The 23,466-nt window shown below is 72.5% G+C and carries 24 protein-coding genes; 14 read left to right on the top strand and 10 right to left on the bottom strand.

The features are described 5' to 3' along the window. Positions 1–36 precede the first annotated feature (36 nt). The 3 genes from HA039_RS31090 (at position 37) to HA039_RS31080 (ending at position 4,402) form a co-directional block, all read left to right on the top strand. Complete coding sequence (locus HA039_RS31090; protein ID WP_167034985.1) at positions 37–738, top strand: DUF6338 family protein; 702 nt, start codon at positions 37–39, stop codon at positions 736–738. A 350-nt stretch (positions 739–1,088) separates the two neighbouring features. Then, a complete protein-coding gene (locus tag HA039_RS31085) occupies positions 1,089–4,043 on the top strand; it encodes an outer membrane protein assembly factor BamB family protein (RefSeq protein ID WP_167034983.1) in 2,955 nt (984 codons plus the stop codon). 92 nt (positions 4,044–4,135) lie between these two features. Next, entirely contained in the window at positions 4,136–4,402 is a 267-nt protein-coding gene (locus HA039_RS31080; RefSeq protein ID WP_243869860.1) for a DUF4265 domain-containing protein, read from the top strand. Between the two features lie 19 nt (positions 4,403–4,421). Here HA039_RS31080 and HA039_RS31075 read toward each other — a convergent pair whose 3' ends face one another. The 5 genes from HA039_RS31075 to HA039_RS31055 form a co-directional block, all read right to left on the bottom strand. Next, complete coding sequence (locus tag HA039_RS31075) at positions 4,422–4,682, bottom strand: hypothetical protein (protein WP_167034981.1); 261 nt, start codon at positions 4,680–4,682, stop codon at positions 4,422–4,424. Next, the gene (locus HA039_RS31070) at positions 4,667–5,161 is read right to left on the bottom strand and encodes a hypothetical protein (protein WP_167034979.1); all 495 of its coding nucleotides are present in this window, start codon (positions 5,159–5,161) and stop codon (positions 4,667–4,669) included. Before HA039_RS31070 ends, HA039_RS31075 begins: the two co-directional genes overlap by 16 nt. Before the next feature lie 8 nt (positions 5,162–5,169). Then, the gene (locus tag HA039_RS31065; protein WP_167034977.1) at positions 5,170–5,958 is read right to left on the bottom strand and encodes a DUF5677 domain-containing protein; all 789 of its coding nucleotides are present in this window, start codon (positions 5,956–5,958) and stop codon (positions 5,170–5,172) included. Between the two features lie 162 nt (positions 5,959–6,120). Then, a complete protein-coding gene (locus HA039_RS31060) occupies positions 6,121–7,326 on the bottom strand; it encodes an ISAs1 family transposase (RefSeq protein ID WP_167034975.1) in 1,206 nt (401 codons plus the stop codon). Positions 7,327–8,027: 701 nt separating this feature from the next. Next, positions 8,028–8,597, bottom strand: coding sequence for a snapalysin family zinc-dependent metalloprotease (locus HA039_RS31055; RefSeq protein WP_243869858.1), 570 nt, complete (start codon positions 8,595–8,597; stop codon positions 8,028–8,030). Positions 8,598–8,766: 169 nt separating this feature from the next. Here HA039_RS31055 and HA039_RS31050 point away from each other — a divergent pair, with 169 nt between their 5' ends. Continuing rightward, entirely contained in the window at positions 8,767–8,982 is a 216-nt protein-coding gene (locus HA039_RS31050; protein WP_167034973.1) for a hypothetical protein, read from the top strand. A 38-nt stretch (positions 8,983–9,020) separates the two neighbouring features. Here HA039_RS31050 and HA039_RS31045 read toward each other — a convergent pair whose 3' ends face one another. Next, positions 9,021–11,183, bottom strand: coding sequence for a SpoIIE family protein phosphatase (locus HA039_RS31045; RefSeq protein WP_167034970.1), 2,163 nt, complete (start codon positions 11,181–11,183; stop codon positions 9,021–9,023). 291 nt (positions 11,184–11,474) lie between these two features. On the opposite strand from HA039_RS31045, the gene HA039_RS31040 reads away from it, so the two are divergent. From HA039_RS31040 to HA039_RS31030, 3 genes are all read left to right on the top strand, one after another. Continuing rightward, positions 11,475–11,639, top strand: a complete 165-nt coding sequence (locus HA039_RS31040; protein ID WP_167034968.1) for a hypothetical protein — start codon at positions 11,475–11,477, stop codon at positions 11,637–11,639. Between the two features lie 172 nt (positions 11,640–11,811). Next, positions 11,812–13,230, top strand: a complete 1,419-nt coding sequence (locus tag HA039_RS31035) for a hypothetical protein (protein ID WP_425086429.1) — start codon at positions 11,812–11,814, stop codon at positions 13,228–13,230. A 210-nt stretch (positions 13,231–13,440) separates the two neighbouring features. Next, complete coding sequence (locus tag HA039_RS31030) at positions 13,441–14,268, top strand: alpha/beta fold hydrolase (protein WP_167034966.1); 828 nt, start codon at positions 13,441–13,443, stop codon at positions 14,266–14,268. Between the two features lie 20 nt (positions 14,269–14,288). On the opposite strand, the gene HA039_RS31025 is transcribed toward HA039_RS31030, so the two are convergent. Next, positions 14,289–15,797, bottom strand: a complete 1,509-nt coding sequence (locus HA039_RS31025) for a dihydrolipoyl dehydrogenase family protein (protein ID WP_167034964.1) — start codon at positions 15,795–15,797, stop codon at positions 14,289–14,291. 178 nt (positions 15,798–15,975) lie between these two features. Between HA039_RS31025 and HA039_RS31020 the strand changes: the two genes are divergently transcribed. The 5 genes from HA039_RS31020 (at position 15,976) to HA039_RS31000 (ending at position 19,577) form a co-directional block, all read left to right on the top strand. Beyond that, a complete protein-coding gene (locus HA039_RS31020) occupies positions 15,976–16,290 on the top strand; it encodes a GNAT family N-acetyltransferase (protein ID WP_243869856.1) in 315 nt (104 codons plus the stop codon). 85 nt (positions 16,291–16,375) lie between these two features. Further along, positions 16,376–16,879, top strand: a complete 504-nt coding sequence (locus HA039_RS31015; RefSeq protein ID WP_167034962.1) for an FBP domain-containing protein — start codon at positions 16,376–16,378, stop codon at positions 16,877–16,879. Positions 16,880–16,956: 77 nt separating this feature from the next. Beyond that, positions 16,957–17,388 carry a MarR family winged helix-turn-helix transcriptional regulator gene (locus HA039_RS31010; RefSeq protein ID WP_167034960.1) on the top strand — a complete coding sequence of 144 codons (432 nt, stop codon included), beginning with the start codon at positions 16,957–16,959 and terminating at the stop codon, positions 17,386–17,388. A gap of 116 nt (positions 17,389–17,504) precedes the next feature. Further along, entirely contained in the window at positions 17,505–18,146 is a 642-nt protein-coding gene (locus HA039_RS31005) for an MBL fold metallo-hydrolase (protein WP_167034958.1), read from the top strand. Between the two features lie 189 nt (positions 18,147–18,335). Further along, entirely contained in the window at positions 18,336–19,577 is a 1,242-nt protein-coding gene (locus HA039_RS31000) for a glycosyltransferase (protein ID WP_167034956.1), read from the top strand. Positions 19,578–19,701: 124 nt separating this feature from the next. Here HA039_RS31000 and HA039_RS30995 read toward each other — a convergent pair whose 3' ends face one another. Continuing rightward, entirely contained in the window at positions 19,702–20,202 is a 501-nt protein-coding gene (locus HA039_RS30995) for a hypothetical protein (protein ID WP_167034954.1), read from the bottom strand. 213 nt (positions 20,203–20,415) lie between these two features. Between HA039_RS30995 and HA039_RS30990 the strand changes: the two genes are divergently transcribed. Continuing rightward, positions 20,416–20,715, top strand: coding sequence for a DUF427 domain-containing protein (locus HA039_RS30990; protein ID WP_167034952.1), 300 nt, complete (start codon positions 20,416–20,418; stop codon positions 20,713–20,715). Positions 20,716–20,756: 41 nt separating this feature from the next. On the opposite strand, the gene HA039_RS30985 is transcribed toward HA039_RS30990, so the two are convergent. Further along, positions 20,757–21,431 carry a hypothetical protein gene (locus HA039_RS30985; RefSeq protein ID WP_167034950.1) on the bottom strand — a complete coding sequence of 225 codons (675 nt, stop codon included), beginning with the start codon at positions 21,429–21,431 and terminating at the stop codon, positions 20,757–20,759. After that, positions 21,428–22,252 carry an ABC transporter ATP-binding protein gene (locus tag HA039_RS30980; RefSeq protein WP_167034948.1) on the bottom strand — a complete coding sequence of 275 codons (825 nt, stop codon included), beginning with the start codon at positions 22,250–22,252 and terminating at the stop codon, positions 21,428–21,430. Before HA039_RS30980 ends, HA039_RS30985 begins: the two co-directional genes overlap by 4 nt. Before the next feature lie 141 nt (positions 22,253–22,393). Between HA039_RS30980 and HA039_RS30975 the strand changes: the two genes are divergently transcribed. Next, positions 22,394–23,458, top strand: a complete 1,065-nt coding sequence (locus HA039_RS30975; RefSeq protein WP_167034946.1) for an NAD(P)/FAD-dependent oxidoreductase — start codon at positions 22,394–22,396, stop codon at positions 23,456–23,458. Positions 23,459–23,466: the final 8 nt, after the last annotated feature.

Raw genomic sequence — 23,466 nt, 5'->3', positions numbered from 1 at the left:
CCTCCCGCCCGCCTCCCCATACCGCCTGGATCTGTCATGCCGACGACCGTCACGGGTCTCGTTCTCCTCGTGGTCCTGCTGTTGCCGGGTCTCGCGTTCGTCATTGTCCGCGAACGCAGGGGCAGCGAGCGCCGACCGACGCCTTTCCGGGAGACCGGCACGGTGGTCTTCTGCAGCGTGCTCACGGAGCTGGCCGTACTCGCGGTCTTCGGCGTGGTACGCGGGCTGCTGCCCCACCTCACGCCGGACGTCGGCCGGCTGGTCCGGGAGGGCGCCCCGTACGCGCAGGCGCACTACGCCGAACTCGTCTGGTGGGCCGGCGGTCTGCTGTCCGCGGCCTGCGCCCTGGCGGTAGCGGCGGCGGCCGTGACGGCGGGCGTGCCGCACTCGTCGGCGATGTCGGCGTGGTGGGTCATGTTCGAGAAGTGGTATCCGGGAGAGTCTCCGCTCGTGGGCTGCGTCCTGGAGGACGGGTCCTACGTCGAGGGCCGACTGGCGTCGTTCAACGTGAGCTCCGACGACCTGCCCGACCGGGACCTGGTGCTGGTCGAACCGCTCAAGTACCGGGCTCCGGGCGCGGTGGACGCACAGGACTTCCCCTGGGGCTCGGTGTGCGTCTCCGCGCGCCGGATCGTGTCGATGTTCGTCAGTTACCCGCTCGCCCCTGAGCCGGAGGGGGAGACGGAGCGGGAGGGGGAGGCGGAGGGGACGCCGGGGTCCGCCGCGGTTGCTTCGTAGTCTTGTGTCCCCGGCCCCCGCCGGTTCCGGAAGGTTTCCGCTGGGGATCCTCCTGGGGCTTCTTCGTACGGTCTTCCCGGGCCTCACGCGGCCTCATGTCCATGAACGGACTCCCTGACGGTCGTTCGGACGCTGACAGATCGTGACGTACGGTTCTCCGCTTCCACCTTACGGTCGGCGCCCCGTCCTCGGGCACCCCCGGCGGGACACCCGTGGCCCGGCGACCGCGGCGCGGGGCGTGCGTACGCGAGACGTAGGTTCACCCGATCCGGTCTCGCGTCGGCGCCGTACCTGCCAGAGTCGCTCCCACGGTGGACGGCCCGCACGGCGCGGGTCCGATCGGGGGCGGCATGGAACGGTACCGGACGCGCCGGGCAGGCTGGCGGGCCCTCACCCTGCTCGTCCTCCTCCTGGCCGCCGCCGCGGTGTTCTGGCACCGTGAATGGGCCCCGCCCCCGGTGAGAACCGTCGTACCGCCCTACACGACACCCGCCGTCGCGGGCCGGCTCCTCACGCACTCGGATCTCCCGGCGCGTCAGGGTGAGGTCTGGCTGAACACGCAGAACGGACCACCCGAGACGGCCTTGTTCACCGGGACCGGACGGCTGCGCGCCGATGTGCGGGAGCTGACGGTCGTGGGCGCGTGGCAGCGCACCTGGGAAAGCGCGGACGGCCTGACCAGCGTCGCGGTACGGGGTTTCGAGATGCGCCGGTCCGCCGGCGCGCGGACGCAGGGGGACACGTCGTGCTCCCCGTCGAAACCCTTCGCCGCCCCGGGGGCCGACCGGGCGGGATTCTTCGGCGACCCCGGCCCCGACTACGCGTCCGGCTGCGCGGTCTTCGTGCGAGGCCGCACCGCGGTGGCCGTCTTCGCGAGCACCAGCCGGGCGGCGGGAGCCGTACCCGCCCCAGCGAAAGCCGTACCGGCCACCGAACAGCTCATCACCGAGCTGGTGCGGGCGCAGCGGCCACGGATCACGCCGCTGCCGGACCTGCCGGCCCGGCAGTGGCGCGAGAGCACCACGCGCACGGCGCTCAACGCGGAGGCCATGAGCGTGGCGCTGGGCCTGCCCCTGGCGGTCGGTGTGCTGATCCTGGTCCTCGATCCCGCCAGTTGGCGCCGGCCGCGGTCCCTCTTCTCACGGTCGCGTGCGGACGGGGTCTTCCGCGTCGACCGGCTGGTGCGCCTGCGCCTGGCGCGCACCACGGCGGCGGTCGCCGTCAGATTCTGCGTGTACGCCTGGACCCTACGGCTCACGGAGCGACTCTCCCTGGGCGTGTGGGCGACGGTGGCCGTCGCGCTGAGTGCCGTGGCGTGCGTCCTGATGGTCGAGTGGCTGCTGCGCGGACGGCACCCCGACCGGTGGCGGCCGGCCGTCTTCCGGGGGTGGGGGCGGCTCCTGGCGCTGCTCGGTCTGGCCGCGACCGCGGCCGTGGCCGTCGTCGGCCTGCTGATGCTGGTGCTGGGGTCGGACCTCCAGGCCATGGGAGTCAGCCCCGCGTCGTCCGACTACGTCGCGACCGGCCTCGGGACCGTCGTACGGGCCGCGGGCGTCGCCCTGCTGCTCCTGGCGCTGCTGCCGTTCACCGTGATGCGGCGGCTGGGCATGCGGGCCCTGCGACGCCAGGCCGAACAGGACCCGCGCCCGCCCACCCTGATGCTGCGTTCCTTCGCCGACGACCGGCGCGTCCTGCGTGCCCGGAGACTGGATCGCGCCTCGGTCGTCGAGCGGCTCTGCATGCGCCGCTTCGAACGCTTCGAGGAGGTCGCCGCGTCCGCCCTCGCCGTGCACGGACCCGTGGAGACCCTCGGTCAGGTGGGCGAGAAGCTGCCCCCTCCCCTGGGCGCCGCGCGGCGGAACTTCTCCATGGACGAGTGGAAGGACGGAGTCCGCGACCTGATCGCCCGCTCCCGGCTGATCTGTGTGACGGTCGGCCGGTCGGAGTCCCTGCTGTGGGAGATCGAGGAGATCCGACAAGCCGGTGCGCTGGGGCGCACGCTCTTCGTGCTGCCTCCGACCGGCCGGCGCGAGCAGCGTCTGCGGCTGGCGGTGCTCGCCCGCGCCCTGCGCGTCGACTGGTCCGTCCTGGACCGCTCCCGCCCCGGTACGGAGGTGCTGGCCGTGACTCTGCCCTTCGGCTCCCCGGTGGTGATCGTGGGACAGGCGCCCAACGACGTCGCCTACGAAACGGCTGTCGAGATCGCCGCACTGGCCGTCACCGGGCCGGAGCGCGCCCACGGGGCCGACCTCCGGCACACGGTCGACGCCTATGTCTCCTCCGCGCGTGATCCGGCACCCGCCGGCCGACCGGCCACCCGCCCCGGGCGGACCGCCCCTCGCGTGGAGATCCACCGGCCCGGCCGTGCGCCCGAATACCGGCTGTGGTGGCGAAGGCCGTGGTTGGTGATCTGGCTGGCGGGCGGCCTGGTGACAGCGACCGTCACCACCGTCTTCGGCGACGCCTTCGAGAACTCCGAGACCGTGCGCTACGGCGCCGCGGTGACGAGCGTCGTCCAGGACCAGGCCTCGGACGCGACCTACGCCGTGGTGGGCGGGCGCGCGCTGGTGCGTCTGAACTTCGACAGGCCCGGCGAGCCCGGCGAGGGCGCCCTCGTCACGTTCGACGACTACGTCGACGACCTGGTCGTACGGGACGCGGCGGCGTACTACGTCTCAACGGTTTCGGGGCAGGTCGGCCGCGTCGACCTGCGTACCGGACACACCGTGTGGAAGCGCTCGGCCGGCGGCGGCCCCCGCACCCTCGCACTGGTCGGCGACAGCGTCGTGGTGCCGTCGCCTGCGGCCGGCCGGGTCGACTCCCTGTCGGCCGGGGAAGGCCGGCTCCTGGCGCGGCGCACGCTGGCCGGGACCCCGTACGGCATCACGGCGCACGGCGGGCACATCTTCGTCGGCCTCGCCGCCGGCCATCAGGTGGTCGAACTGTCCGCCGACGGCCTGCGCACGCTGGCGCGCCTCGACGCTCCGCGCAATCCGCTCCAACTGACGACCAGCGGCGGACAGGTGTGGGCGCGTTCGGGTGTGGACCACGTCCTGGAGGTCGTGGGCCCGGGAGCGGATGCCCCCGCCGGGCACCGGCTGCTGCTGTCCGACCAGAGCCCCCGGCTGTCGGGAAACGGGCGCTGGCTCGCCGTCCAGGGGATGGAACGGGTCACGGTGATCAAGCCCGACGGCACACCGCGCAGGCTCCCCCTGCCGGACACGTCCTTCCTCTCGCTGGTGGTGGAGAGGAACGGCGCCGTCATCGTGGGGTTCGCCACGGGCCAGGTCACCCGCTACCCCTGACACAGGGGCCCGCCGGCGGCATCGGTCCCTGGCTCTCGCCGACTTCATGGGCCTCGTCCGAACGGTGATCGTCCCCTGTGGATGATGGTGCGGTGACGAGCATCAGCGACGACCACGTGAAGGTTTTCTTCCGGAGGAACGAGGACGAGGCCGGCTGGCCGCCGGCGAGCGTCGAGAGCCTGTGGGCGGTGGACCTCGGTGACGGCACGGTGCGTCCGGACAACATTCCCTGGTTCGTACGCGGAATCGCCGACCACGACATCATCCGGGTGGAGACCGACGACGAGGGCGTCCCGCTGGGCCGGAGAGACGGTCCACGCCCAGTGACCTGGTTCGGAGATGCGTGGGCGTCGAGGTAGCTCACCCGAGGCTGAACAACTAACCCTCTTCTTCGGTTTGACGCCGCATCTCCTCCAGCCTCCGCTGCTGTTCGGCACGGAGCGCCTGGGCATTGGCCGAACCGTACGTATTAGTCACGGAGTCGAGGCTGTCAGCGATGGCGCCAAGCCGATCCTCTATGCGCTGGTGTGGGCGTTCACCAACCAGAGTCTTCGCCAAGATCTCCACGTCGATCCGGTAGGTGAGCTGCTCGACCGGTCCGGAAGGGCCGGCCGCATCAACAGTCACGTCGAACTCCATGGGCAGATTTCCCTGCCACCGACGGTACGTGTCGAATGGATACACCAAGCGGCGCCCGGGAGGCAGGACTGAGATGGTCGGGACAGGGCTTGTTGAAGGCGCGGGGTCAGGTTCGCCTCACTTGATTCGAGGTCAGGGGTGAACCGGACCCGGACGTCCCGGGCGACAGTAGGTCCCGCATTCTCGATAATCAGCACGAGCATGCCAGAGCCGGGTGTGTTGGTGGTGATGTCGACCACCACGTACGGCTCGCTCTGCTCGCGATGGACCCGCTCAGACAGCGCCAGCTGCTCGCGGTGTCCGCGTTCAGCCTGCTCGAGCTGTTGCCGGGCAATTCGCGCCTGCTCGTCGGCGGCCTCAGCCTGTCTCTGGGAGTGTCTGGCAGACGCTGAGGCGGTCCTCGCCTGCCAGACGCTGATCCCGGCAGCTACCAGGGCGACGACTCCGGATCCGACGGCGAGCCAATTGGCTGCATCCATGCCGCCCCCTACTTGATGCGAGCGGGGAGGAGTTGCACGTTCTGCAAGTCGAGGTCGGCGAGCGCCTGGTCGGTGCTGGGGCGCAGGGGGTCGCCGTCGATCAGAGGGCTGATCACGGTGGCAGCTTGCAGGAGTGCCAGTGTGAGCTGGATGACGTCAGCGTGGCCGAGATCCGGCGCGTGCTGCCGAATCTGCAGGCTGCCGTCGGCGACCTGTTCCACGTAGGCGCTGGCGGTGTTGATCGTGGTATGCGACAGCGACGATAGATGCGAGTACACGGGGTAGATGTCGGCGACATCGTAGCGGTCGAGCATGTCGTAGAAGTTCTTCAGTTCGTGCTTGAGTTTATCGTGCAGTGCCTGTTCAGCCGGGGTGCGGACGACGGCTGCCTGCTTGGCGGCTTGGTCGATCACCGCGCGGTATTCGGCGGCTGCGGGCCAGCCGGTCTCTTCAAGCTTCTTGCACAGCTTCTCGCGCTCGTCATCGCCGCGAGCGACGAGTGCGTCCACGGCGGCATCACTGTTGTCGACGAGCCAGTTGATGGCGTACGCGTGGTTGAGGACGTTGCGCACCATCGGAGCGACCTCGACGGTGAAGCCGTGCTCAGAGAGTAGTAGGACTGCCTCGGCGGTGCGGCAGATTAGGCGCCACCAACTGTAGGCCGGGCCGAACACCCGTTTCTTGTCCGCAGGCACGCGCACGCCGTTGGCGATGGCGTCCTCGGCGGCTTTGAGGAGAGCACCAGCGGTGACACGGGCGAGGTCGGCGCCCTGCTGATCGTTCGTCAAATTCGTCATTGCATGGACTGTAGGGACCTGACGAGACGGGGAGGGCCGGATTTACAGGTCCGAGAGTGGCGCGATGCAACGAGCCGGCCCCTCCTCAGTGCCCCGCCGATCAAGGCGATGCCAGCCCGAGCAGGTCAGGGCCGCGTCGTTCGGGTGGTGTGTCCTGGTTGATCACATGGTGCCGAAGGTGGTCAGTGGACGGTTGGCGTCGCCGGTGTGGTGGCGGAGTCCAGCGGCGGTGTTCGGTTGTTCGGCGAGTCGGAGAGCGCCGATGGCCGGGTTGCGCGGGGATGCCATGGCACGTGAAGCGGTGCCGGTGCGTACGCGGGAGGCGTCTTCGGCGTACGTGGTGTCCCTGACGTGGTGGATCTTGTTCTCGATGCCCCGGTGGTCGCGGACGCGGCGGGCGATCTCGGTTGCGTCGGCCTGCTCCGCGGTCAGGTCGCTCACCCCGTAGACGCGTTCCAGGGTGACCTTGCCGGTGGTGACGATCCGTCGGCGGCGCACGATCTGGGCGGCCTGCACCGCGTGTGGGAACGCGATCCGGGTGACGCCGGCGGCCTTGATCCGGCGGATCTCGTCGCGGCCGTGCGCGGTGGCCCGCGTTTTGTCCAGGAGTGGCACTTCCCGCCGTGGCAGGGCCTTCAGCCACCGGTGCGGGGTGGGCTGGTTGCCCTTGATCAGCACGATGTAGTGGGCGTGCTTGTCCTCAACGAGGAAGCGCGCGTGGGCGGTCTGGGAGTGGAGGGCGTCGAAGGTGACCACCGTGCCGTGCAGGTCGGGTGGGGCGAGCAGGGGCTGGAAGACGGTGATCTCGTTCGTCTTGCCGGCCACCTCGCGCTGGGCGGTGACCAGGCCGGTCCCTGTCATCGCGGCGAGCGGATGGACCTGGGTGCCGTCGGTGCGGCAGGCACCGCGCACGGTCTTGCCGTCCACGGCGAGGGAGGGCAGGGGCCGGTCGCTGTCGTTCTCCTCCTGGCCGGCGGCGCATTCGCGCCCGGCGAGCCAACTTCCGACGGCCGTATCTAGCGCGTCGCCGTCGGTATGCTGAAGGATGCGACGCACGGTGGCCTCAGTCAAGGCGACGGGGCCGCGGTCCGGCTTCCGGCATGGGCCACCGAGCCGGTCCAGGACGTGCGGCGGGGCGTCGGCTGCCCACTCCGCGATCGCGGCCAGCAACTTCGCTCCGGCCGGGACCGCGCACGCGGACAGGGACAGGACGAAGGCGAGCGGGTGGCGTCGGCCCTGGTCCCGGCGGGGATCGGGCACCTGAGCCAGGTAGGTCAGCAGGCCGGGGAGGTCATCGGGGGAGGTCGGTGCGGCGTCGGTGAGTTGGCCCAGAGGGCCCGGGATGAGCAAGGACGAGCGGGCAGGCACGGTTTCGTCGTGGTGATCAGGGACTCGACACCTCATGATCACCGGAAGTCGTACCTGCCTCCGCGTGAGCCCCCGGCGACCACCCCGCGGACCTACCCCAGCTCCTGAAGCCCCCATCAACCCGGGTAAACCACCTGAACAACGCAGCCCTGGAGACACGGCGCCCGTCGGGCGACCGTATCCAGCTGCCGTCGGTGAGCGGCCGGGTGGACCGGGCGATGATCTGTTCGGAGACAGTGCCGCTCAGGTCCGTTGGGCTGTCCGGATGGGAGGCGATGGCGTCAAGGAAGTAGGCGCTTTGTAATTCCTTGGCCTGCTGCTCCGAGTTGGAGGTCAAGGTAGGGACAGGGGCCCCGCGAGGCCGCGTTTCACCCGCTTGATACCGCCGCGTTGGCGCTGGAACTCTGGGACCGTTTTCTGGGCACGGCTTCAGGATCATGGGAAGTTTACGCGGGCGTCGATGAGCTGTTCGCTGGGCGGTTGGCCCACTGCTGTGCTGGAGGTAATTGTTCTGCTATCCAAGAGATGGGGGCGGGGCGCTTGCGGCAACGTCCTCCTGCCCTCTATGACTGGGGAGAAGTGGTCCGTTATCCCCAACACGCACCCTGGAACGCACGCGCGTCCCGGAAGTCGCCGAAAGGAGCGAGGGGATTGCTGGGCCGGCACGCTTGCTCGCGGGCCGGCCCAGTGCCGGTATCGCATTAACCTCGCGAGAGGGATCCCCACCCCGGTACGGGATCGCCGACGTTGTGCGTGGCGAAGAAGGCCGCCACCGCGGCGGTTTCCTCGCTGTCGGGGTGATCATTGAGGCACTCCGAGCCTGCCCAAGCGCCGGACATTATTTTTGAGCACAGGCTGCCTGGCCCGAGGTCGGCCAGAGAGAGAATGTGCCCGAGTTCGTGCACGACAACCCGTGTAGGCCGGTAGATCTTCGCATCGCCGGTCTCAAGGAAGACCGAGCCCCGGCCGAGCCCCCTGAGAGCGGAATGCGAGCTCGTCCCTATGGTGCTGGTGTATGCCTGGACCCGCAGAGCCGCGGGGGTGCTCTGCTCGACGAACTTGATCTGAGGAACGGCCTGGTTCCAGATTTTTATCGCATCGCGCGTTGCCGCGGTGTAGGAACCGGCTTGAATCAGATCGATCGGGATGATCTCCGGCTCGGGAGCTGCCGCGCCGGCAGGGGAGCTGACGCCTGTCGCGATGGCGCAGGCGCACACGGCCGCCATCAGCACATTAAGCAGTCGACGAGTCAATTCCGTGACCTCCATCATATTCTTGAATCCCCGAATCCTCGGGCAGGTAATTGACGAAAGGAATCTACTCGTCGGTACGCGGCTTGGCTACCGTGACATATTGCGCGCGGCTGGCCAATCGCCATATAGCTGTCGCTGTCATTCCGGTTCGCCAGGAAAGCCGGCCTTTTTGACGCGGCTCAGGCCGTTGCCTGTTGACCGGCGGGTGGTCCTGAACCGGGCGGTCTCGGTGGACTCCGCGATCGTGCGCGCGCATCAGCACGCGGCCGGGGCCGCGATGGCCCGCTGGCGCGTTCCCCGCCGGCGGGGGCGGCGCCGTACCCGACCGGATGTTGTCCTGGCCGACTACGACAGGACCGCGACCCTCTACCTCGCCGGAATCCTCATCTGGTCCGACCGCTGATCCGAACGAAACCCGCTAGGTGGGGTCCGGGTCGTGGTTCACGCGCGCCCCGGGAGCCGTCCGGGGTCCGCCGGCGCGCGCAGGAGGAGCAGTGCGATGTCGTCGTTGCGGACCGGGCCGCACAGCCCCGGGCGCAGGACGCTGTCCGCGAGGGCGTCGAGGGACCGGTCCTCGCTGTGGGCCAGGCGCCGGCCGACCTCCCTGACGGCCGCGTCCATGTCGACTCCCGGGCACTCGACGAGGCCGTCGGTGTACATCATCAGCAGGCTGCCGGGCGGCAGGGGGATGTCCACGGTCTCGTACGTGGCGGTGCAGTCGATGCCCAGGAGGATCCCGGGCGGCAGGGGGATCGTCTCGGCGTGGCCGTCGGGGGCGTACAGCAGGGGCGGCGGGTGGCCCGCCGTGACCAGCCGGGCCCGGTGCGCCGCCAGGTCCACCTGGACGTACAGGCAGCTGGTGGACAGGTCGGGGGCGAGGTCGGTGAGCAGGCGGTTGGTCCTGGTGAGGACCTCGTCCGGGGACGCGCCGGCGGTCGCGTAGGCGTGGACGGCGGTACGGACCTGGCCCATCAGCGCGGCCGCGGTGACGTTGTGGCCCTCGACGTCCCCGATCACGGCCGCCACGGTGGTGTCGTCGAGCCGGATGAGGTCGTAGAAGTCGCCCCCGATGTCCATGCCGTACGTGGCGGGCAGATAGCGCCCCGTCACGTCCAGGCCGCCGACCTCGGGGAGTGTCTGCGGGAGCAGGCCCTCCTGGAGTCCGTGGGCGAGGTGGTGCTTGGCGTCGTAGAGCCGGCCCCGGTCCAGCGCCTGGGCGATGAGTCCGGCCAGTGAGGTGAGGGCGGCGCGCTCCTCGTGGGGGAAGGGGTGCGGCTTGTCGTACGCCAGCACGCAGACGCCCACGGCGCGGCCCGACGCGATCAGCGGGAGGAACGCCCAGGCGGCCTTGGTCGTCCGCGCGGCCACTTCGGGGTACTCCTCGGCCAGTTCCTCGCGGGTGGCGACGAACCTGGCGGTGCCGGTGCGGGCGACGACCGAACTGGGGCTGAGGCCGGCGATCCGTTTGGCGTCGAACCGCTCCAGGAGTTCGGGGGCGAAGCCGTGCGAGCCGATGATCCGCAGCCGGCTCTCCTGGAGGGTCATGAGGGCCACGGCCTCGGCGTCGAAGGCGCTGACGATCTGGTCGGCGATCAGCTCCACGACGTCTTCCACGCCGACGGCCTCGGTGAGCGAGGCGGCCAGGTGCATCAGGTGATAGAGGGTGCCGGGCCGCACCGGCGGCGGCTTCCCCGCGGGTGGGGGCTGCGGTTGCGGGGCGCCCTCGGGTTCGCCGGAGGGGGCGGGGGCGATCACGACGCTGATGCCGGACGGGTCCGGGTGGAGGTGGATGGTCAGCCAGGTGTCGGGCGGGCGCAGCGCGGTGAACGACATGGGCTGCTGGCTGAGCACGGCGGAGCGGTAGCGGTCCTCGAACACCGGGTCGCTCAGCCAGGGCAGTTTCTCGGCGGGGAGGGCGCCGACCAGGTCGGCGGGCTCCTTCCCGACCAGTTCGGCGGCCCGGGGGCTGATGAAGGCGATGCGTCCGTCCAGGTCCAGGGAGCAGGCGCCGTCGGGCAGGCGCCCGGCGAAGTCGACGGCGGCGAGGGCCTGCGCCGGTCCCGGGGGCGGTGAGGAGCGGGCGGACAGGATCCGCGGCCGGGGTCCGATCAGGGTGGAGCCGTCGCGCTGCGCGGCGCGGCGGCACACGGCCGCCAGGTCGTCGCAGGCCTCGTCGACGGCGGTGTGCTCGGCCTCGCTCAGGTCGGGGGGATGGCTGCCGGGCCAGAGCAGGAGGAGCGCGCCCCAGGTCGTGCCGCCGCTGGTGAGGGGGGCGGCGACGACGGCGAACGAGTACGGCAGGATCAGCCCGGCCCGCGGGTAGTGGCGGGCCAGCGCGCCGTCGGGGGCGAGCCACACCAGCCTGCGTTCCCGGGTGGCGTCGGCGACGGGAACGGAAGCGGCCACCGAGACCCGCTCCCACGGCCGGGTCACCGTCTGCGGGATCCCGGTCGTGACCACGAGCCGCAGGATCTTCCGGTCGGACGGGGACAGCAGCCACACACCGCCCGCGTACGCCCCCGCGTCGTGGACCGCCCGCTCCAGTACGGAGTCCAGCGCCAGGCCGGCGCCCGTACGGGAGAGGAAGGACGTCCGACCGGCCATGCCCCACTCACCTCCGCCCCTGGTGGGCGCCCACAAGGCGCCGCCGGGCCGTTGCGCGCAGCCGGACGGGCACTGCGGGCCTTACAAGAACAATAAGCGATGTGGTGCATATGCGAAGAATGTCGGCCTGAGGGTGAACGGTTCTAAGATGGTGGATGCCGGACCTCCGGGCCGCGGTGGGCGAGCGTGCGGTCCCGCCACTCTTCGCACCCATCCGCCTACCGACCGCACGCGCCGCCGGACGCGGCCTTGTGGGGCGACGCCGAGGAGTGGCACGGAAGGGGTGTCGTGATGAGTGATCCGATCGAGGTCTGGACCTCCCGCCTGCGGGACATGACGGGCGAGAAGGAGACCGACTCCGAGGACGCGCGGCGGTTCGTCGAGGACCTGTACACGGCCGCGCAGATCGACCAGGACCAGGTGCGCGCCAAGGCGGAGTTCGAACGGGAGGAGTAGCCGCCGGGGAGGGGTGGCCGCCCCCGACCGGGCCGCCACAACGGCCCGTTGGCCCATCGTTCACCCGCCGGACACCGCGGCCCCGCCCAGGATGATCAACAGTTGCCGCATCCTGTTCGTCGTGTGCCCGCCCGCGGATCGGGCGGGCCGTCAACGAAGGGTCGTCACCGTGGTGTTGTCCCGTACCGCATCGTCCGACCGCCGCCGCCACCCGGCGGTCGCGCGCGGTGTCACGCTGGCGCTCGTCGCCGGCTTCTCCGTACCCGCCGCGCTCCCGGCTTCCGCCGCGGCCCCCGCCACCCCCACCATCTCCCTGGCCACCGCGTACGTGTCGGGCGCGGTGGGCGCGACGGGAGACCCGACGGTCACGGTACGGGTGGCGCAACAGGCCACCGACGCGGCGGCGTTGACGGTCCGCGCCTCGGCCAGCTCCCGCGCCTCGGTCGCCGGTACGGGGGACGTCACCGTCACCGGCACCGGCGGCAGCCGCGAGATCGCCGTGCAGGCGCGGGGTACGGGCTACACCGACCTGACGATCCAGGTGACCGGGGCGGGCGGCAAGACGGCCACCACGAAGCTCCACTACGCGGCGTCCGCGGCGGTGCGCTCGCCCGCCGACACCCGCTACTTCACCGGCTCCAGCGACGCCTCGGCGGCGGTCGACGCCGGCGGGGGCTACGCGGTCGTCGCCGACGACGAGTCCAACACCCTGCGCCTGTACCGGCGGGACGTCTCGGGCGCCCCGGTGCGGACCTGGGACTTCAGCTCCAAGCTCGGGGTCGACGGCGAGATCGACATCGAGGCGAGCACCCGCGTCGGCAACACCATCTACTGGAACGGCTCCCTGGGCAACAACAAGGACGGAAAGGTGAAGGCCGAGCGCTCCACGCTCTTCACCACCACCGTGACCGGCTCGGGCGCCGACACCCAACTGGCCCTGGCCGGTTCGTACCAGGGGCTGCGCGCCGACCTGATAGCCTGGGACAAGGCCGCCCAGAACCGGTACGGCTTCGCGGCGGGCGCCGCGTCCGGGCAGGTCCCCAAGCAGATCGACGGGTTCAACGCGGAGGGCCTGGAGTTCGCCCCCGGCAGCACCACCACCGCGTACGTCGGCTTCCGGGCGCCCCTCGTGCCGCCGGCGAACGGCGGGAAGGCGCTGCTGGTCCCGGTCACCAACATGGACAAGCTCGCCACGTCCGTGGGCGGCAAGGTCCACGCGACCTTCGGCACGCCCGTCACCCTGGACCTCGGTGGCCTGAGCGTCCGCGACATCCGCCGCGACGCCTCGGGCCAGCTCCTGGTCCTCGCCGGGTCCTGGGCGGCCGAGGACAACTCCGCCCCGTACGCCCTGTACTCCTGGGACGGTGTCGCCGGCCACGCGCCGGTCAAGCGCCTGGACCTGCCCACCAGCGACGCGGGCGGCTGGGAGGCCATCGTGGACGTGCCCGACGCGGCGGCGCAGGACCCGCGGGTCCAGCTGATCACGGACAACGGGTCGGCGGACCTGTACGGGGACGGGACGGAGGCGAAGGACCTCGACCACGCGGAGTGGAAGAAGTCCCGGACCGTCCGGTTCGCTCTCCAGCCCTGACCGCCGGGCGCTCCACCGGGGGCCCCGGCTGTATAACGCCCGCCCGGACGCGATCACGTGGATCGCGTCCGGGCGGGCGTTATACAGCCGGGGTGTGTCAGCCGAACGAACCACCTGACGCGGCATCTGGCCGCTCACTGGTGGGTCGGCTTGAGCGGGTGACCGGCGGGTGTCAGCATCCGCTGACCTCTGCCGGAAGGAACACACGCCATGGGCACCCTCACCACGACCGACGGAACCGACCTCCACTACAAGGACTGGGGGTCGGGACAGCCTGTCGTGTTCAGCCACGGCTGGCCGCTCAACGCCGACGCCTGGGACGACCAGATGCACCTCGTCGCCCGTGAGGGCTTCCGGGCCGTCGCGCACGACCGCCGGGGGCACGGGCGGTCGGAACAGCCGTGGGACGGCAACGACATGGACACGTACGCGGACGACCTCGCGCAGCTGATCGAGGCCCTGGACCTGCGGGACGTGATCCTCGTCGGCCACTCCACCGGTGGCGGCGAGGTCACCCGCTACATCGGCAGGCACGGTACGTCCCGGGTCGCCAAGGCCGTCCTCCTGAGCGCGATCCCGCCGCTGATGCTCAAGACGGACGCCAACCCGGAGGGCACGCCGATCGGGGCCTTCGACGACATCCGCGCCGGGCTGCTGGCCGACCGGTCGCAGTTCTACGCCGACCTCAGCGCGCCGTTCTACGGGGCGAACCGCACGGGCTCCCAGGTCTCGCAGGGCGTCCGGGACGCGTTCTGGATGTGGTCGATGCAGGTCGGGTTCAAGGGCACGTACGACTGCGTCGAGGCCTTCTCCGAGACCGACCTCACCGAGGACCTCAAGCGCTTCGACGTGCCGACCCTGATCATCCACGGCGACGACGACCAGATCGTGCCCATCGTCGCGGCGGGCCCCAAGTCGGCGAAGCTGGTGAAGGACTCGACGCTCAAGGTCTACGCCGGGGCGCCGCACGGGCTGATGTCGGTCAGCCCGTTCAAGGAGCGGTTCAACGCGGACCTGCTGGAGTTCATCAGGAGCTGACGCGGGGACGTGGCGGCGCGTCAGGCGGTTCGTGCCTGTGTCCGCTGCGCCCGCAGGGTCTCCAGCAGGCGCAGCCAGACCTCGGACGGTGTGGGGTAGCTGGGCACGACGTGCCACAGGACGGGGACCGGGATCCGCGCGACGACGGCCGTGGTCGCCGCGTGGACGAGGTCCGCGATGTCGGGCCCGACGAAGGTCGCCCCCACCACCGTGTCGGTGGCCCGGTCGAGGACCAGCAGCGCGCGGCCGGTGTAGTCGTCGCGCATCACGTACGTACCGGCGAGGCCGGCCATGTCGTACGTGACGGTCTCGACGTCGATGCCCGCCGCGCGTGCCTCCCGCTCGGTCAGGCCGGCCGAACCGACCTGCGGATCGGTGAACGTGACCTGCGGGGCGCCCCGGTGGCCCGCGGCGGCGTTCAGCGGACTGTCCTCCCCGTCGTCCGGGTGCTGCCCCGCGGCGCGCGCGGCGATGACCTCGCCGGCCACGCGCGCCTGGTACTTGCCCATGTGCGTCAGCAGGGCCCGGCCGCAGACGTCGCCTACGGCGTAGAGCCACCGGCCCGGTACGGCGCACACGCACTGCTGGTTGTCGACGGCCAGGTAGCCGCCGTCCGGGCGGCCCACCGACGACAGGCCGATGTCGCCGGTGTTCGGCGTACGCCCGGCGGCGACCACGATCTCGTCGGCGGCCAGGGTCGTACCGTCGTCCAGCACGCAGGTGACCTCGCCGCCGTGCGGGATTCCCGTCCCGGTGTCGGCGGGGTCCGCCCGGCGCACCTCGGTGATGGTGCGGCCCGGCAGCAGCCGTACGCCCGCGGCGGTCAGCGCGTCGCCGACCAGGCGTCCGGCGAAGGGTTCGGAGCGCGGGAGGAGGCCTTCCTCACGGAGGACGAGGCTCAGTTCGGCGACTCCCAGCGACCGGAGCCACGTCGCCGACTCGCAGGCGACGACGCCGCCGCCGAGGATGACGACCCGGCGCGGCACCTCGTGGAGGTTGGTGACGTCCCGTGAGGTCCACGGGCGGGCCTCGGCGAGGCCGCGGATGGGCGGTACGGCGCTGGAGGATCCGGTGTCGATCACGACGGCGTGACGGGCCGTCAGCGTACGGATGCCGCCGTCGGGCCCGGTGACCCGCACCACGCGCTCGCCCGCGAGCCGCCCGTACCCGCGCACCACGTCGATGTCCGTGTCCAGGGCCCAGCGGATCTGGGAGGTGTCGTCGAGGTGGTTGACGACGGTGTCCCGGTGGGCGAGCACGGCGGGGACGTCGAGGGTGCCGCCCGCCACCAGCGGGGCGACGCCGGGGACGTGGCGGGCGCTGTCCAGGACGTCGCCGGGGCGCAGGAGTGCCTTGCTGGGCATGCAGGCCCAGTACGAGCACTCGCCGCCGAGCAGCTCCGCCTCGACGAGCACGGCGTCGAGGCCCGAGAACTGGGTCGCGTACTGGGCCGCGTTCTCGCCCGCGGCGGCGCCTCCCAGGACGATGACGTCCCATTCCGAGCGGTCGGGGTCCACGGAACCTGCCATCTGGCGACCTCCCCGTTCGTGCGACTCGGATCTCGCCCGGACCGTCCACGCACTTTCAGCGTGCGCCCGGCCGGGACCCTCCGCAAACGGGGCCGCCGGGGCGGGATGATGGGACGGGAGCCGGGCGCCGCCCGGCGCGCGGCCTCCCGCCGGAGCCACACCAATCTACGGAGGCAGCGTGCCGGAGACCGAGTTCGTGACTGTGAAGGACGCCGAGGAGCTCCACCGCTTCGAGGCCCGCGTCGAGGGCCGGCTCGCCGGCTTCGCGGACTACATCCGGACGGGAAACCTGGTGGTCTACCCGCACACCGAGGTGGACCCGCGGTACGAGGGCCAGGGCATCGGCGGCGCCCTGGCCAGGGCCGCCCTGGACGACGCCCGGACCCGCGCCCTCCCGGTCCTGGCGACGTGCCCGTTCATCTCCTCATGGATGACCCGCCACCCGGAGTACCTGGCCCTGGCCTACCAGAACCGCAGCCGGGTAACCGACTGAGCCGGCTGCTGGGGCCGGGCGGCCCTCTGCCGGGGTCGAATAATGCGGTGCGGGTGGCGCGGAGGGGCGCATAGGGTCGGCGTCCGTGGAAGCGCTCAGTGAGAATCAGATCCGCTCGTCCTTCGTGAACAGCACCAAGGGTGAGGCGGCCCGGTTGCGGTTGCCGCTCGACTTCGCCGAACTGCCCTGGGAGGACCTGGACTTCCTCGGGTGGGTGGATCCGGGGGCGCCGCTGCGGGCCCATTTCGTGCTGCCCGGGGCCCGGGGGCCGCTGGGGATCTCCCTGCGCGTCCCGTCCGTGAACCGCACCAGCGCGGTGAAGTCCAGCCTCTGCCAGATCTGCCTGACGGGGCACGCCTCCTCCGGCGTCGCCCTGCTCGTCGCTCCCTTGGCGGGTGCGCAGGGCCGCCAGGGGAACACCGTCGGCACGTACATCTGCGCCGACCTGGCCTGCCCGCTGTACGTGCGGGGCAAGCGGCAGCCGAGGCTGCGGACGGGACGGTACGAGGAGTCCCTGAGCCTGGACGAGCGGCTCGCGCGCATGACGGGGAACCTGGACGCGTTCGCGGCGCGGGTCACGGCGGGCTGAGCCTCCGGTCGTACCGCCCCGTGGTGGAGCGACCACGGAGGGGGCGCACATATACAGCTTGGCTGTATTCTTGCCGGATGAAGAACGAGGAGATCCTGGCCGACCGGCTGCGGGAGTCCGTCGGTCGTTTCGTACGGGTCACCCGTGCGCACACCGACACGCTGAGCGGACCCCACACGTCCACGCTCGGCCTGCTCAGCCGGGAGGGCGACGCCACCATCGCCGCCCTGGCCCAGCGGCGGGGCGTACGGCACCAGAGCGCGAGCCGCACCGTCCTGGAGCTCCAGGATCTCGGGTACGTGCGCCGCCGCCCCGACCCGGCGGACGGCAGGGCCGTCGTGGTCGCCCTGACGGACGCCGGACGGGAGGCCGTCGAGGCCGACCGCCGGGCCCGGCGCGACTGGATGGCCGGCGCCATCGCGCACACGCTCGACGCGGACGAGCGCCGGCAGCTGGAGGCGCTGCCCGGGCTCCTGGACAAGCTCTCGGCGCACGACGAGCGGTCCTGACGGGAGACGGCCAGGATCGGAAGCGTGGGGGGGACGACCACCCCGGAATCGTTGACCTATACAGCCAAGTTGTACATTCGAGTTGTACAGTTCTCCGCTGTCCGTGAGGAGCCACCATGAAGCTGACCAAGTACGCCCACGCCTGCGTCGCCCTGGAGAAGGACGGCGTGACCCTCGTCCTCGACCCGGGGAAGTACACGCCCGAGGCCAAGGAGGCGGTGGCGGGCGCGGCGGGGGTCCTCGTGACGCACGACCACGCCGACCACTTCGACGCCGAGCTGCTCACGGCCGCCCTCGACGCCCGGCCGGACCTGCTGGTGTTCGCCCCCGCCGCCGTGGCCGAGCAGCTCGGGGAGCACGGCGGCCGGGTCAGGGCCGTGGCCAGCGGGGACACGTTCACCGTCGGGGGCTTCTCCGTCGCGGTCGACGGGGAGCGGCACGCCGTCATCCACCCGGACATCCCGCGCGCGGACAACGTCGGCTTCCTGGTCGACGGCACGGTCTTCCACCCCGGCGACTCGTACCACGTGCCGGACGTGGCGGTCGAGACGCTGCTGCTGCCGACCAGCGGGCCGTGGACCAAGCTGAGCGAGGCCGCCGACTACGTACGCGCCGTGAAGCCGGAGCGGGTTGTCCAGATCCACGAGCTGCTGCTCAGCGAGCTGGGGCAGCAGTCCACCGCGGCGATCCTCGGCGAGGGCGGCCTGACGGGGAAGCCGCTGACGATCCTGGCCCCGGGCGAGTCGCTGACGGTGTGACACGGGGCGGCGGTCCACCCGCCGCCGGTGCGGCCGTGAGTCTCCCGGCCGGGCGCGGTGGCGTCTCCCGGCGCCACTTCATTGTCCAGCAGCAGGGGGTACTTGCGGCAAGGGCCCGGTGCTGGTCCACAATTCGGGCCGGTGAGCGCCGGGACGGGGTGACCGGGGCCGTGACGGGGGAGATCTCTCATGCGTGTACTGCTGTCGACCATCGGGTCGCGGGGCGAGGTCCAGCCCCTGATGGCGCTGGCGTCGCAGCTGCGGGTCCTCGGCGCGGAGGTACGGCTGTGCGCGCCGCCCGACTTCCGGGAGTGGGCCGGCACGCTCGGCATCCCGTTCACGTCCGTCGGGCCCGAACTGCGCCCGACCGCGCGCGCGTCGGCGACCGCCTCACCGGCCGCGCGGACGCCGCCCACGCCCGAGGAGCTGCGGCGGCTGGCGGACGCGAGCGTCGCCGCGCAGTTCGCCGCCGTGACGGCGGCGGCCCGGGGCTGCGACGCGGTGGTGGCGGGCGGGGCCCTGCAGTTCGCCTCCCGCTCGGTGGCGGAACAGCTGGGAATCGCCTACGTCTACGCCAGTTACTGCCCCGTCACCCTGCCCTCCCCGCACCACGCGCCCCCGCCGATGTCCCTGCGGGGGCCGGCTCCGGTGCCGGGCGCGGCCGATCCCCGTACCCTCTGGGCGGAGGACGCCCGGCGCTGGAACAGCACCATCGGCCCGGCCCTCGACGCCCACCGGGCGGCCGCCGGACTGGCGCCCGTCGCCGACGTACGGGACCACATCTTCACCGACTCGCCCTGGCTGGCCGCCGATCCCGCGCTGGCGCCCTGGCCGGAACCGGCGGAGCTGGACGTGATCCCGACGGGTGCCTGGATCCTGCCCGACGAGCGGCCCCTCTCCCCGGAGTTGGAGGCGTTCCTCGACGCCGGCGAGCCGCCCGTGTACTTCGGCTTCGGCAGCATCCGTGCCCCCCACGACGTCAGTGGGGCGATGGTCCGGGCGGCGCGCGCGCTCGGACGGCGCGTGATCGTGTCGCGCGGGTGGGCCGGGCTGTTGCCGCCGGACGACCGGCCGGACTGCCTGTCCCTCGGGGACGTCAACCAACAGGCGCTCTTCGGACGGGTCGCGGCGGTCGTCCACCACGGCGGCGCGGGCACCACCACCGCGGCCGCCCGGGCCGGAGCGCCGCAGGTGGTCGTCCCACAGGTGTACGACCAGCACTACTGGGCCCGGCGCGTCGACGCGCTAGGGATCGGCAGCGCGCACCCGCCCGCCGACCCGACCGCCGACTCCCTGACCGCGGCTCTCGACCACGCCCTCCGGCCGGAGGTGGCGGCTCGCGCGCGGCGGATCGCCGGCGCGGTGTGCACGGACGGGGCGCTGACGGCGGCACGGCGCCTGGTGGGCGCGGGGTCGCCGAGCCCGTCCTGACGGAACCGGAGGGCTCGGGCCGGGGCGTTGTCCCGGCGGGCGTACGGGTGGCGGTCAGATCCCGCCGGTCGGATCCTGCCGGTCGGATCCCGCCGGTCAGATCCCGCCGGTCAGATCCTGCCGGTCAGATTCCGCCGGTCGGGCCCCGGTGTTCCAGTTGCCTCAGCCTGCGGGCCCGTCCCTCCGCAGCGAGCGCGCCCGCGCGGTCGGCGAGCAGGGGGCCGCCGTCCGCGAGGTGCCCGGCGAGGACCCGCAGGGCGGCCGTACGGACGACCTCGAACGCCGGGGTCTCGCGCTCGGCCAGCAACTGCGCGCGCTGCTCGCCCCCGAGTCCCGGGGCGGCCGGCGCCGCCTCGACGGCGGGGACGGCGTGCGCTTCGAGCACCTGGTACGCGGCCGCCAGCTCCACCCGGTCGAGGTCGGTGCCGGCCAGGTCCGCGGCGAGGGCCCGGTCGTGGAGGGCCGCCGCGAGCAGCACGACCACGGGGGCATGGTGCGCCTGGACCTCCTCGACCCGGTCCTGCCGGGCGGCTGCGGTGCCGAGGTGCCACAGCACCAGCTCGTCCGCCGCGGCGAGCGCGTACTCCCAGAGCCCAGGGGCCGGTTCAGCTGAGTGATCTCCCATTCCGGCACGCTATCCCGCCGCTCCCGGGGCGGCCCGGCCAGGGCCGCCTTCCGATGCGGTGCCGGTGCCGCGCGGGAATAATGCGAATGGCCGACCCGCTTCCCCGGGTGGGTTGGACAACGCCGACGTGCGCTTCTCCCTGGAGGGGGCGGGGCACCGTACACGGCGTGCCCCACCCCGGAACTGGCACGTGGTTTCTGAAAGGAACGACTCATGCAGGCGGTACTCGACGGAACGGTCCTCGCGGACGCGAACGACGCCGACGTGGTCTCCATCGAGGGGAACTGGTACTTCCCCCCGGAGGCGATCACCCCTCAGGCCCTGTCCGAGAGCGACACCCCCTACACCTGCCCGTGGAAGGGAAAGGCGCAGTACTTCGACGCGCGGATCCCGGGGAACGACCACCCGGACGCGGCCTGGTCGTACCCGCAGCCGCCGGCCTCCGCGGTCGACCGGGTGGGAAGGGACTTCACCGGCTACGTGGCCTTCGGCAAGGACGTGACGGTCGCCTAGGGCTTGTCGTCGCACTGCCGGTCCGGCCCCTGGGGCCCGCCTCAGCCGGACTCCGGTCCGGTGCCTCCGCCCACGCGCCCGGCCGCCCGGGCGGAGGCCCACCAGCACGCGGCGGCCAGGGCGAGCGCGGCCGGCAACGGCAGCGCCGGGAACGGCGCACCGGCCGGGCCGGAGGAGACCGCGTCGCGGACGGCGGCGTTGACCGGCGAGGCGGAGAACACCAGCAGCAGGACGGACCCCAGGACCAGCCCCGCCGCCCCGCCCGCCGTCGTGCGCAGCAGCGGCGGGGCGCAGAGCGCGCCCAGCGCGCTGCCCGCCAGGCAGCAGACCACACCGGTGGCCAGTCCCCCGCCGAGCACACTCGCCAACGGGACGTCCGCGGGAACCGGGCAGGTCAGCAGCGCGACCGCCGCCGCGAGCGCCATCAGCAGCAGGCCGGCGGCCAGGGGGACGGCGAGCGCGGCGTACTGGGGGCGGCGGGTGCCCGTCGCGGCGGCGAGGCAGGCGCGGGCCGCGGGCGGCTCGCCGGTCAGCAGGGAGCGGGTGAGCCAGGCGAGGACGGGCACCAGCGCGGCGGCGTTCCAGCCCAGCTGGCTGCCGAGCCGCGACACGCCGTCCGTCGAGATCGCCACCAGCCCGGCGTAGGCCACGACGGGCGGGAGCCAGCGCTGTGAGCGCAGCAGCAGGACGCCGTAGTAGCGGAGCAGTGCTCTCAACGCAGTCCCCCGCTCACGCGGCGGACGTGGGTGCCCGGCAGGGCGAGCAGCGCGCGCAGCAGCGCGTCCGAGTGGGCTTCGTCGGTCTCCAGTCGTACGGTCGCGTCGGCGAGGACGGTGACGGCCCGGACACCCGGCAGGGCGGACAGGGCCTCGGGCCCGTCCGCGACACCGGTGCAGTCGATCCGCACCGGCGTGGCGGCTTCCTGGGACGTCACGGCCACCGTGCCGTCGCCGAGGGCCCAGCGCAGGTCGGTACGGAGGCCGAGCCGGGACGGGTCGTGATCGACGAAGACCACGGTGGTCCCCCGGTCGGCGCGCTCCTCCACCTCCTCGTCCAGGGCCGTCCGCGCGTCGGTGTCCAGGCCCGTCCACGCCTCGTCGAGCACCAGCAGCGCCGGGTCGGCGAGGAGGGCCTGCGCCACCGCGACCTTCTGGCACGTGCCCTTGGAGAGCCGGGCCAGCGGCCGGTCCGCGTGCCCCTCGGCGCCGAGGCGGGAGAGCAGCCGGGTGCCGCGCCGCTCGGCCTCCGCCGCCGGCAGGCCGTGCACCCGGCCCATGAGCCGCAGGTACTCCAGCGCGGGGAACGGCAGGGCGGGCGGGAAGCGCTCCGGTACGTACGCGGTGCGCGCCGGGCGTCCGAGCACCTGGCCCCGGCCGGGGCGGGCCGCCCCGGCGACCACCCGCAGGAGGGTCGACTTCCCGCAGCCGTTGCGTCCCTGAGCCCGGATCAACTGGCCGGGCAGCAGCTCCAGTTGCACATCGCGCAGGAGCCAGGGGCCGCGCCGTCCGTGGCGCAGGCCGATCCCGTCGAGTCTCATCGGGCCAGCATAGGAGGGGCGCCTCGCCGCAGGAGGGGCGCCGGTGGAGAGGGCACCACGCCACGTTTGCCGTTCCCGCAAAGATGTTTGTCGAACCGGCCACCCGGGGTGAAGTATCGCCGTTGAACGGAGGTGCGCGACATGACAGCACGGAATCCACGGACACCGGACCCCGCCCCCGGGGTCGAGCGGCGTCACGACGTGGTGGTGGTCGGCGGCGGGGCCGCGGGCCTGAGCGGCGCCCTGACCCTGGCCAGGGCCCGGCGCTCGGTCCTGGTGGTCGACGCCGGACATCCTCGTAACGCCCCGGCGTCGGGCGTCCACAACTACCTGGGCCGCGAGGGCACCCCGCCGGGGGATCTCCTGGCGACGGGCCGCGCCGAAGTAGCCGGGTACGGCGGCGAGTTGGTGACCGGCACGGTGGTGGCCGCCGAACGGCGGGCGGCCGGTGACTTCCGTCTCGTCCTCGGCGACGGGACGGCCGTGTCGGCCCGGCGGCTGCTGCTCGCCACCGGCCTGGTCGACGAACTGCCCGACGTCCCGGGCCTGTCGGAGCGGTGGGGGCGGGACGTGCTGCACTGCCCGTACTGCCACGGCTGGGAGGTACGGGACCAGGCCGTCGGGATCCTCGGCACCGGCCCCCTCGCCGCCCACCAGGCCCTGATGTGGCGGCAGTGGAGCGACGACGTCACGCTCTTCCTGCACACGGGGCCGGAGCCGGACGACGAGGCGTACGAACAGCTCGCGGCCCGGGACGTCTCCGTGGTGGACGGCACGATGGCCGGGCTGGTGGTCGCGGAGGACCGGCTCACCGCCGTCCGGCTGGCGGCCGGCCCGGAGGTCGCGTGTCAGGCCCTGGTGGTCGCGCCGCGCTTCACCGCCCGGGTCGGCGCCCTCGGCGGCCTCGGCCTGGAGCCCGTCGCCCAGGAGGTGGGCGGCCATGTGATCGGCAGCCGTGTCGAGGCCGACGCCGTCGGCGCGACGGCCGTCGCCGGGGTGTGGGCGGCCGGGAACATCACGTCGCTCACCGACCAGGTCCTGGGCGCCGCCGACGCGGGCAGGCGCGCGGGAGCGGCGATCAACGCCGACCTGACGGCCCAGGACACCCGGCGGGCCGTCGCCGCCCGCCGCGATCCCTTCTCCCCCGCGATGGAGCGCGCGGTGTGCGAGCGGGTGCTCGGCGACAGCCGGCACGGTCTGTCGTAGCCGGGCGG

It is taken from the genome of Streptomyces liangshanensis, from assembly GCF_011694815.1.
Classification (GTDB): Bacteria; Actinomycetota; Actinomycetes; order Streptomycetales; family Streptomycetaceae; genus Streptomyces; species Streptomyces liangshanensis.
The sequence above is the reverse complement of the archived record's forward strand: the minus strand, read 5'-3'. Positions and strand labels throughout refer to the sequence as shown.

Excerpts from the sequence above, each read along its gene's own strand:
- HA039_RS31075 (WP_167034981.1), bottom strand. The coding sequence starts at position 4,682 with ATGGAGTTCGACGTGACTGTTGATGCGGCCGGCCCTTCCGGACCGGTC.
- HA039_RS31010 (WP_167034960.1), top strand. The coding sequence starts at position 16,957 with ATGAAGAACGAGGAGATCCTGGCCGACCGGCTGCGGGAGTCCGTCGGT.
- HA039_RS31085 (WP_167034983.1), top strand. The coding sequence starts at position 1,089 with ATGGAACGGTACCGGACGCGCCGGGCAGGCTGGCGGGCCCTCACCCTG.
- HA039_RS31040 (WP_167034968.1), top strand. The coding sequence starts at position 11,475 with ATGAGTGATCCGATCGAGGTCTGGACCTCCCGCCTGCGGGACATGACG.
- HA039_RS31030 (WP_167034966.1), top strand. The coding sequence starts at position 13,441 with ATGGGCACCCTCACCACGACCGACGGAACCGACCTCCACTACAAGGAC.
- HA039_RS31065 (WP_167034977.1), bottom strand. The coding sequence starts at position 5,958 with ATGACGAATTTGACGAACGATCAGCAGGGCGCCGACCTCGCCCGTGTC.
- HA039_RS31005 (WP_167034958.1), top strand. The coding sequence starts at position 17,505 with ATGAAGCTGACCAAGTACGCCCACGCCTGCGTCGCCCTGGAGAAGGAC.
- HA039_RS31000 (WP_167034956.1), top strand. The coding sequence starts at position 18,336 with ATGCGTGTACTGCTGTCGACCATCGGGTCGCGGGGCGAGGTCCAGCCC.
- HA039_RS30980 (WP_167034948.1), bottom strand. The coding sequence starts at position 22,252 with ATGAGACTCGACGGGATCGGCCTGCGCCACGGACGGCGCGGCCCCTGG.
- HA039_RS30990 (WP_167034952.1), top strand. The coding sequence starts at position 20,416 with ATGCAGGCGGTACTCGACGGAACGGTCCTCGCGGACGCGAACGACGCC.
- HA039_RS31025 (WP_167034964.1), bottom strand. The coding sequence starts at position 15,797 with ATGGCAGGTTCCGTGGACCCCGACCGCTCGGAATGGGACGTCATCGTC.
- HA039_RS31055 (WP_243869858.1), bottom strand. The coding sequence starts at position 8,597 with ATGATGGAGGTCACGGAATTGACTCGTCGACTGCTTAATGTGCTGATG.
- HA039_RS31090 (WP_167034985.1), top strand. The coding sequence starts at position 37 with ATGCCGACGACCGTCACGGGTCTCGTTCTCCTCGTGGTCCTGCTGTTG.
- HA039_RS31070 (WP_167034979.1), bottom strand. The coding sequence starts at position 5,161 with ATGGATGCAGCCAATTGGCTCGCCGTCGGATCCGGAGTCGTCGCCCTG.
- HA039_RS30995 (WP_167034954.1), bottom strand. The coding sequence starts at position 20,202 with ATGGGAGATCACTCAGCTGAACCGGCCCCTGGGCTCTGGGAGTACGCG.
- HA039_RS31045 (WP_167034970.1), bottom strand. The coding sequence starts at position 11,183 with ATGGCCGGTCGGACGTCCTTCCTCTCCCGTACGGGCGCCGGCCTGGCG.
- HA039_RS30975 (WP_167034946.1), top strand. The coding sequence starts at position 22,394 with ATGACAGCACGGAATCCACGGACACCGGACCCCGCCCCCGGGGTCGAG.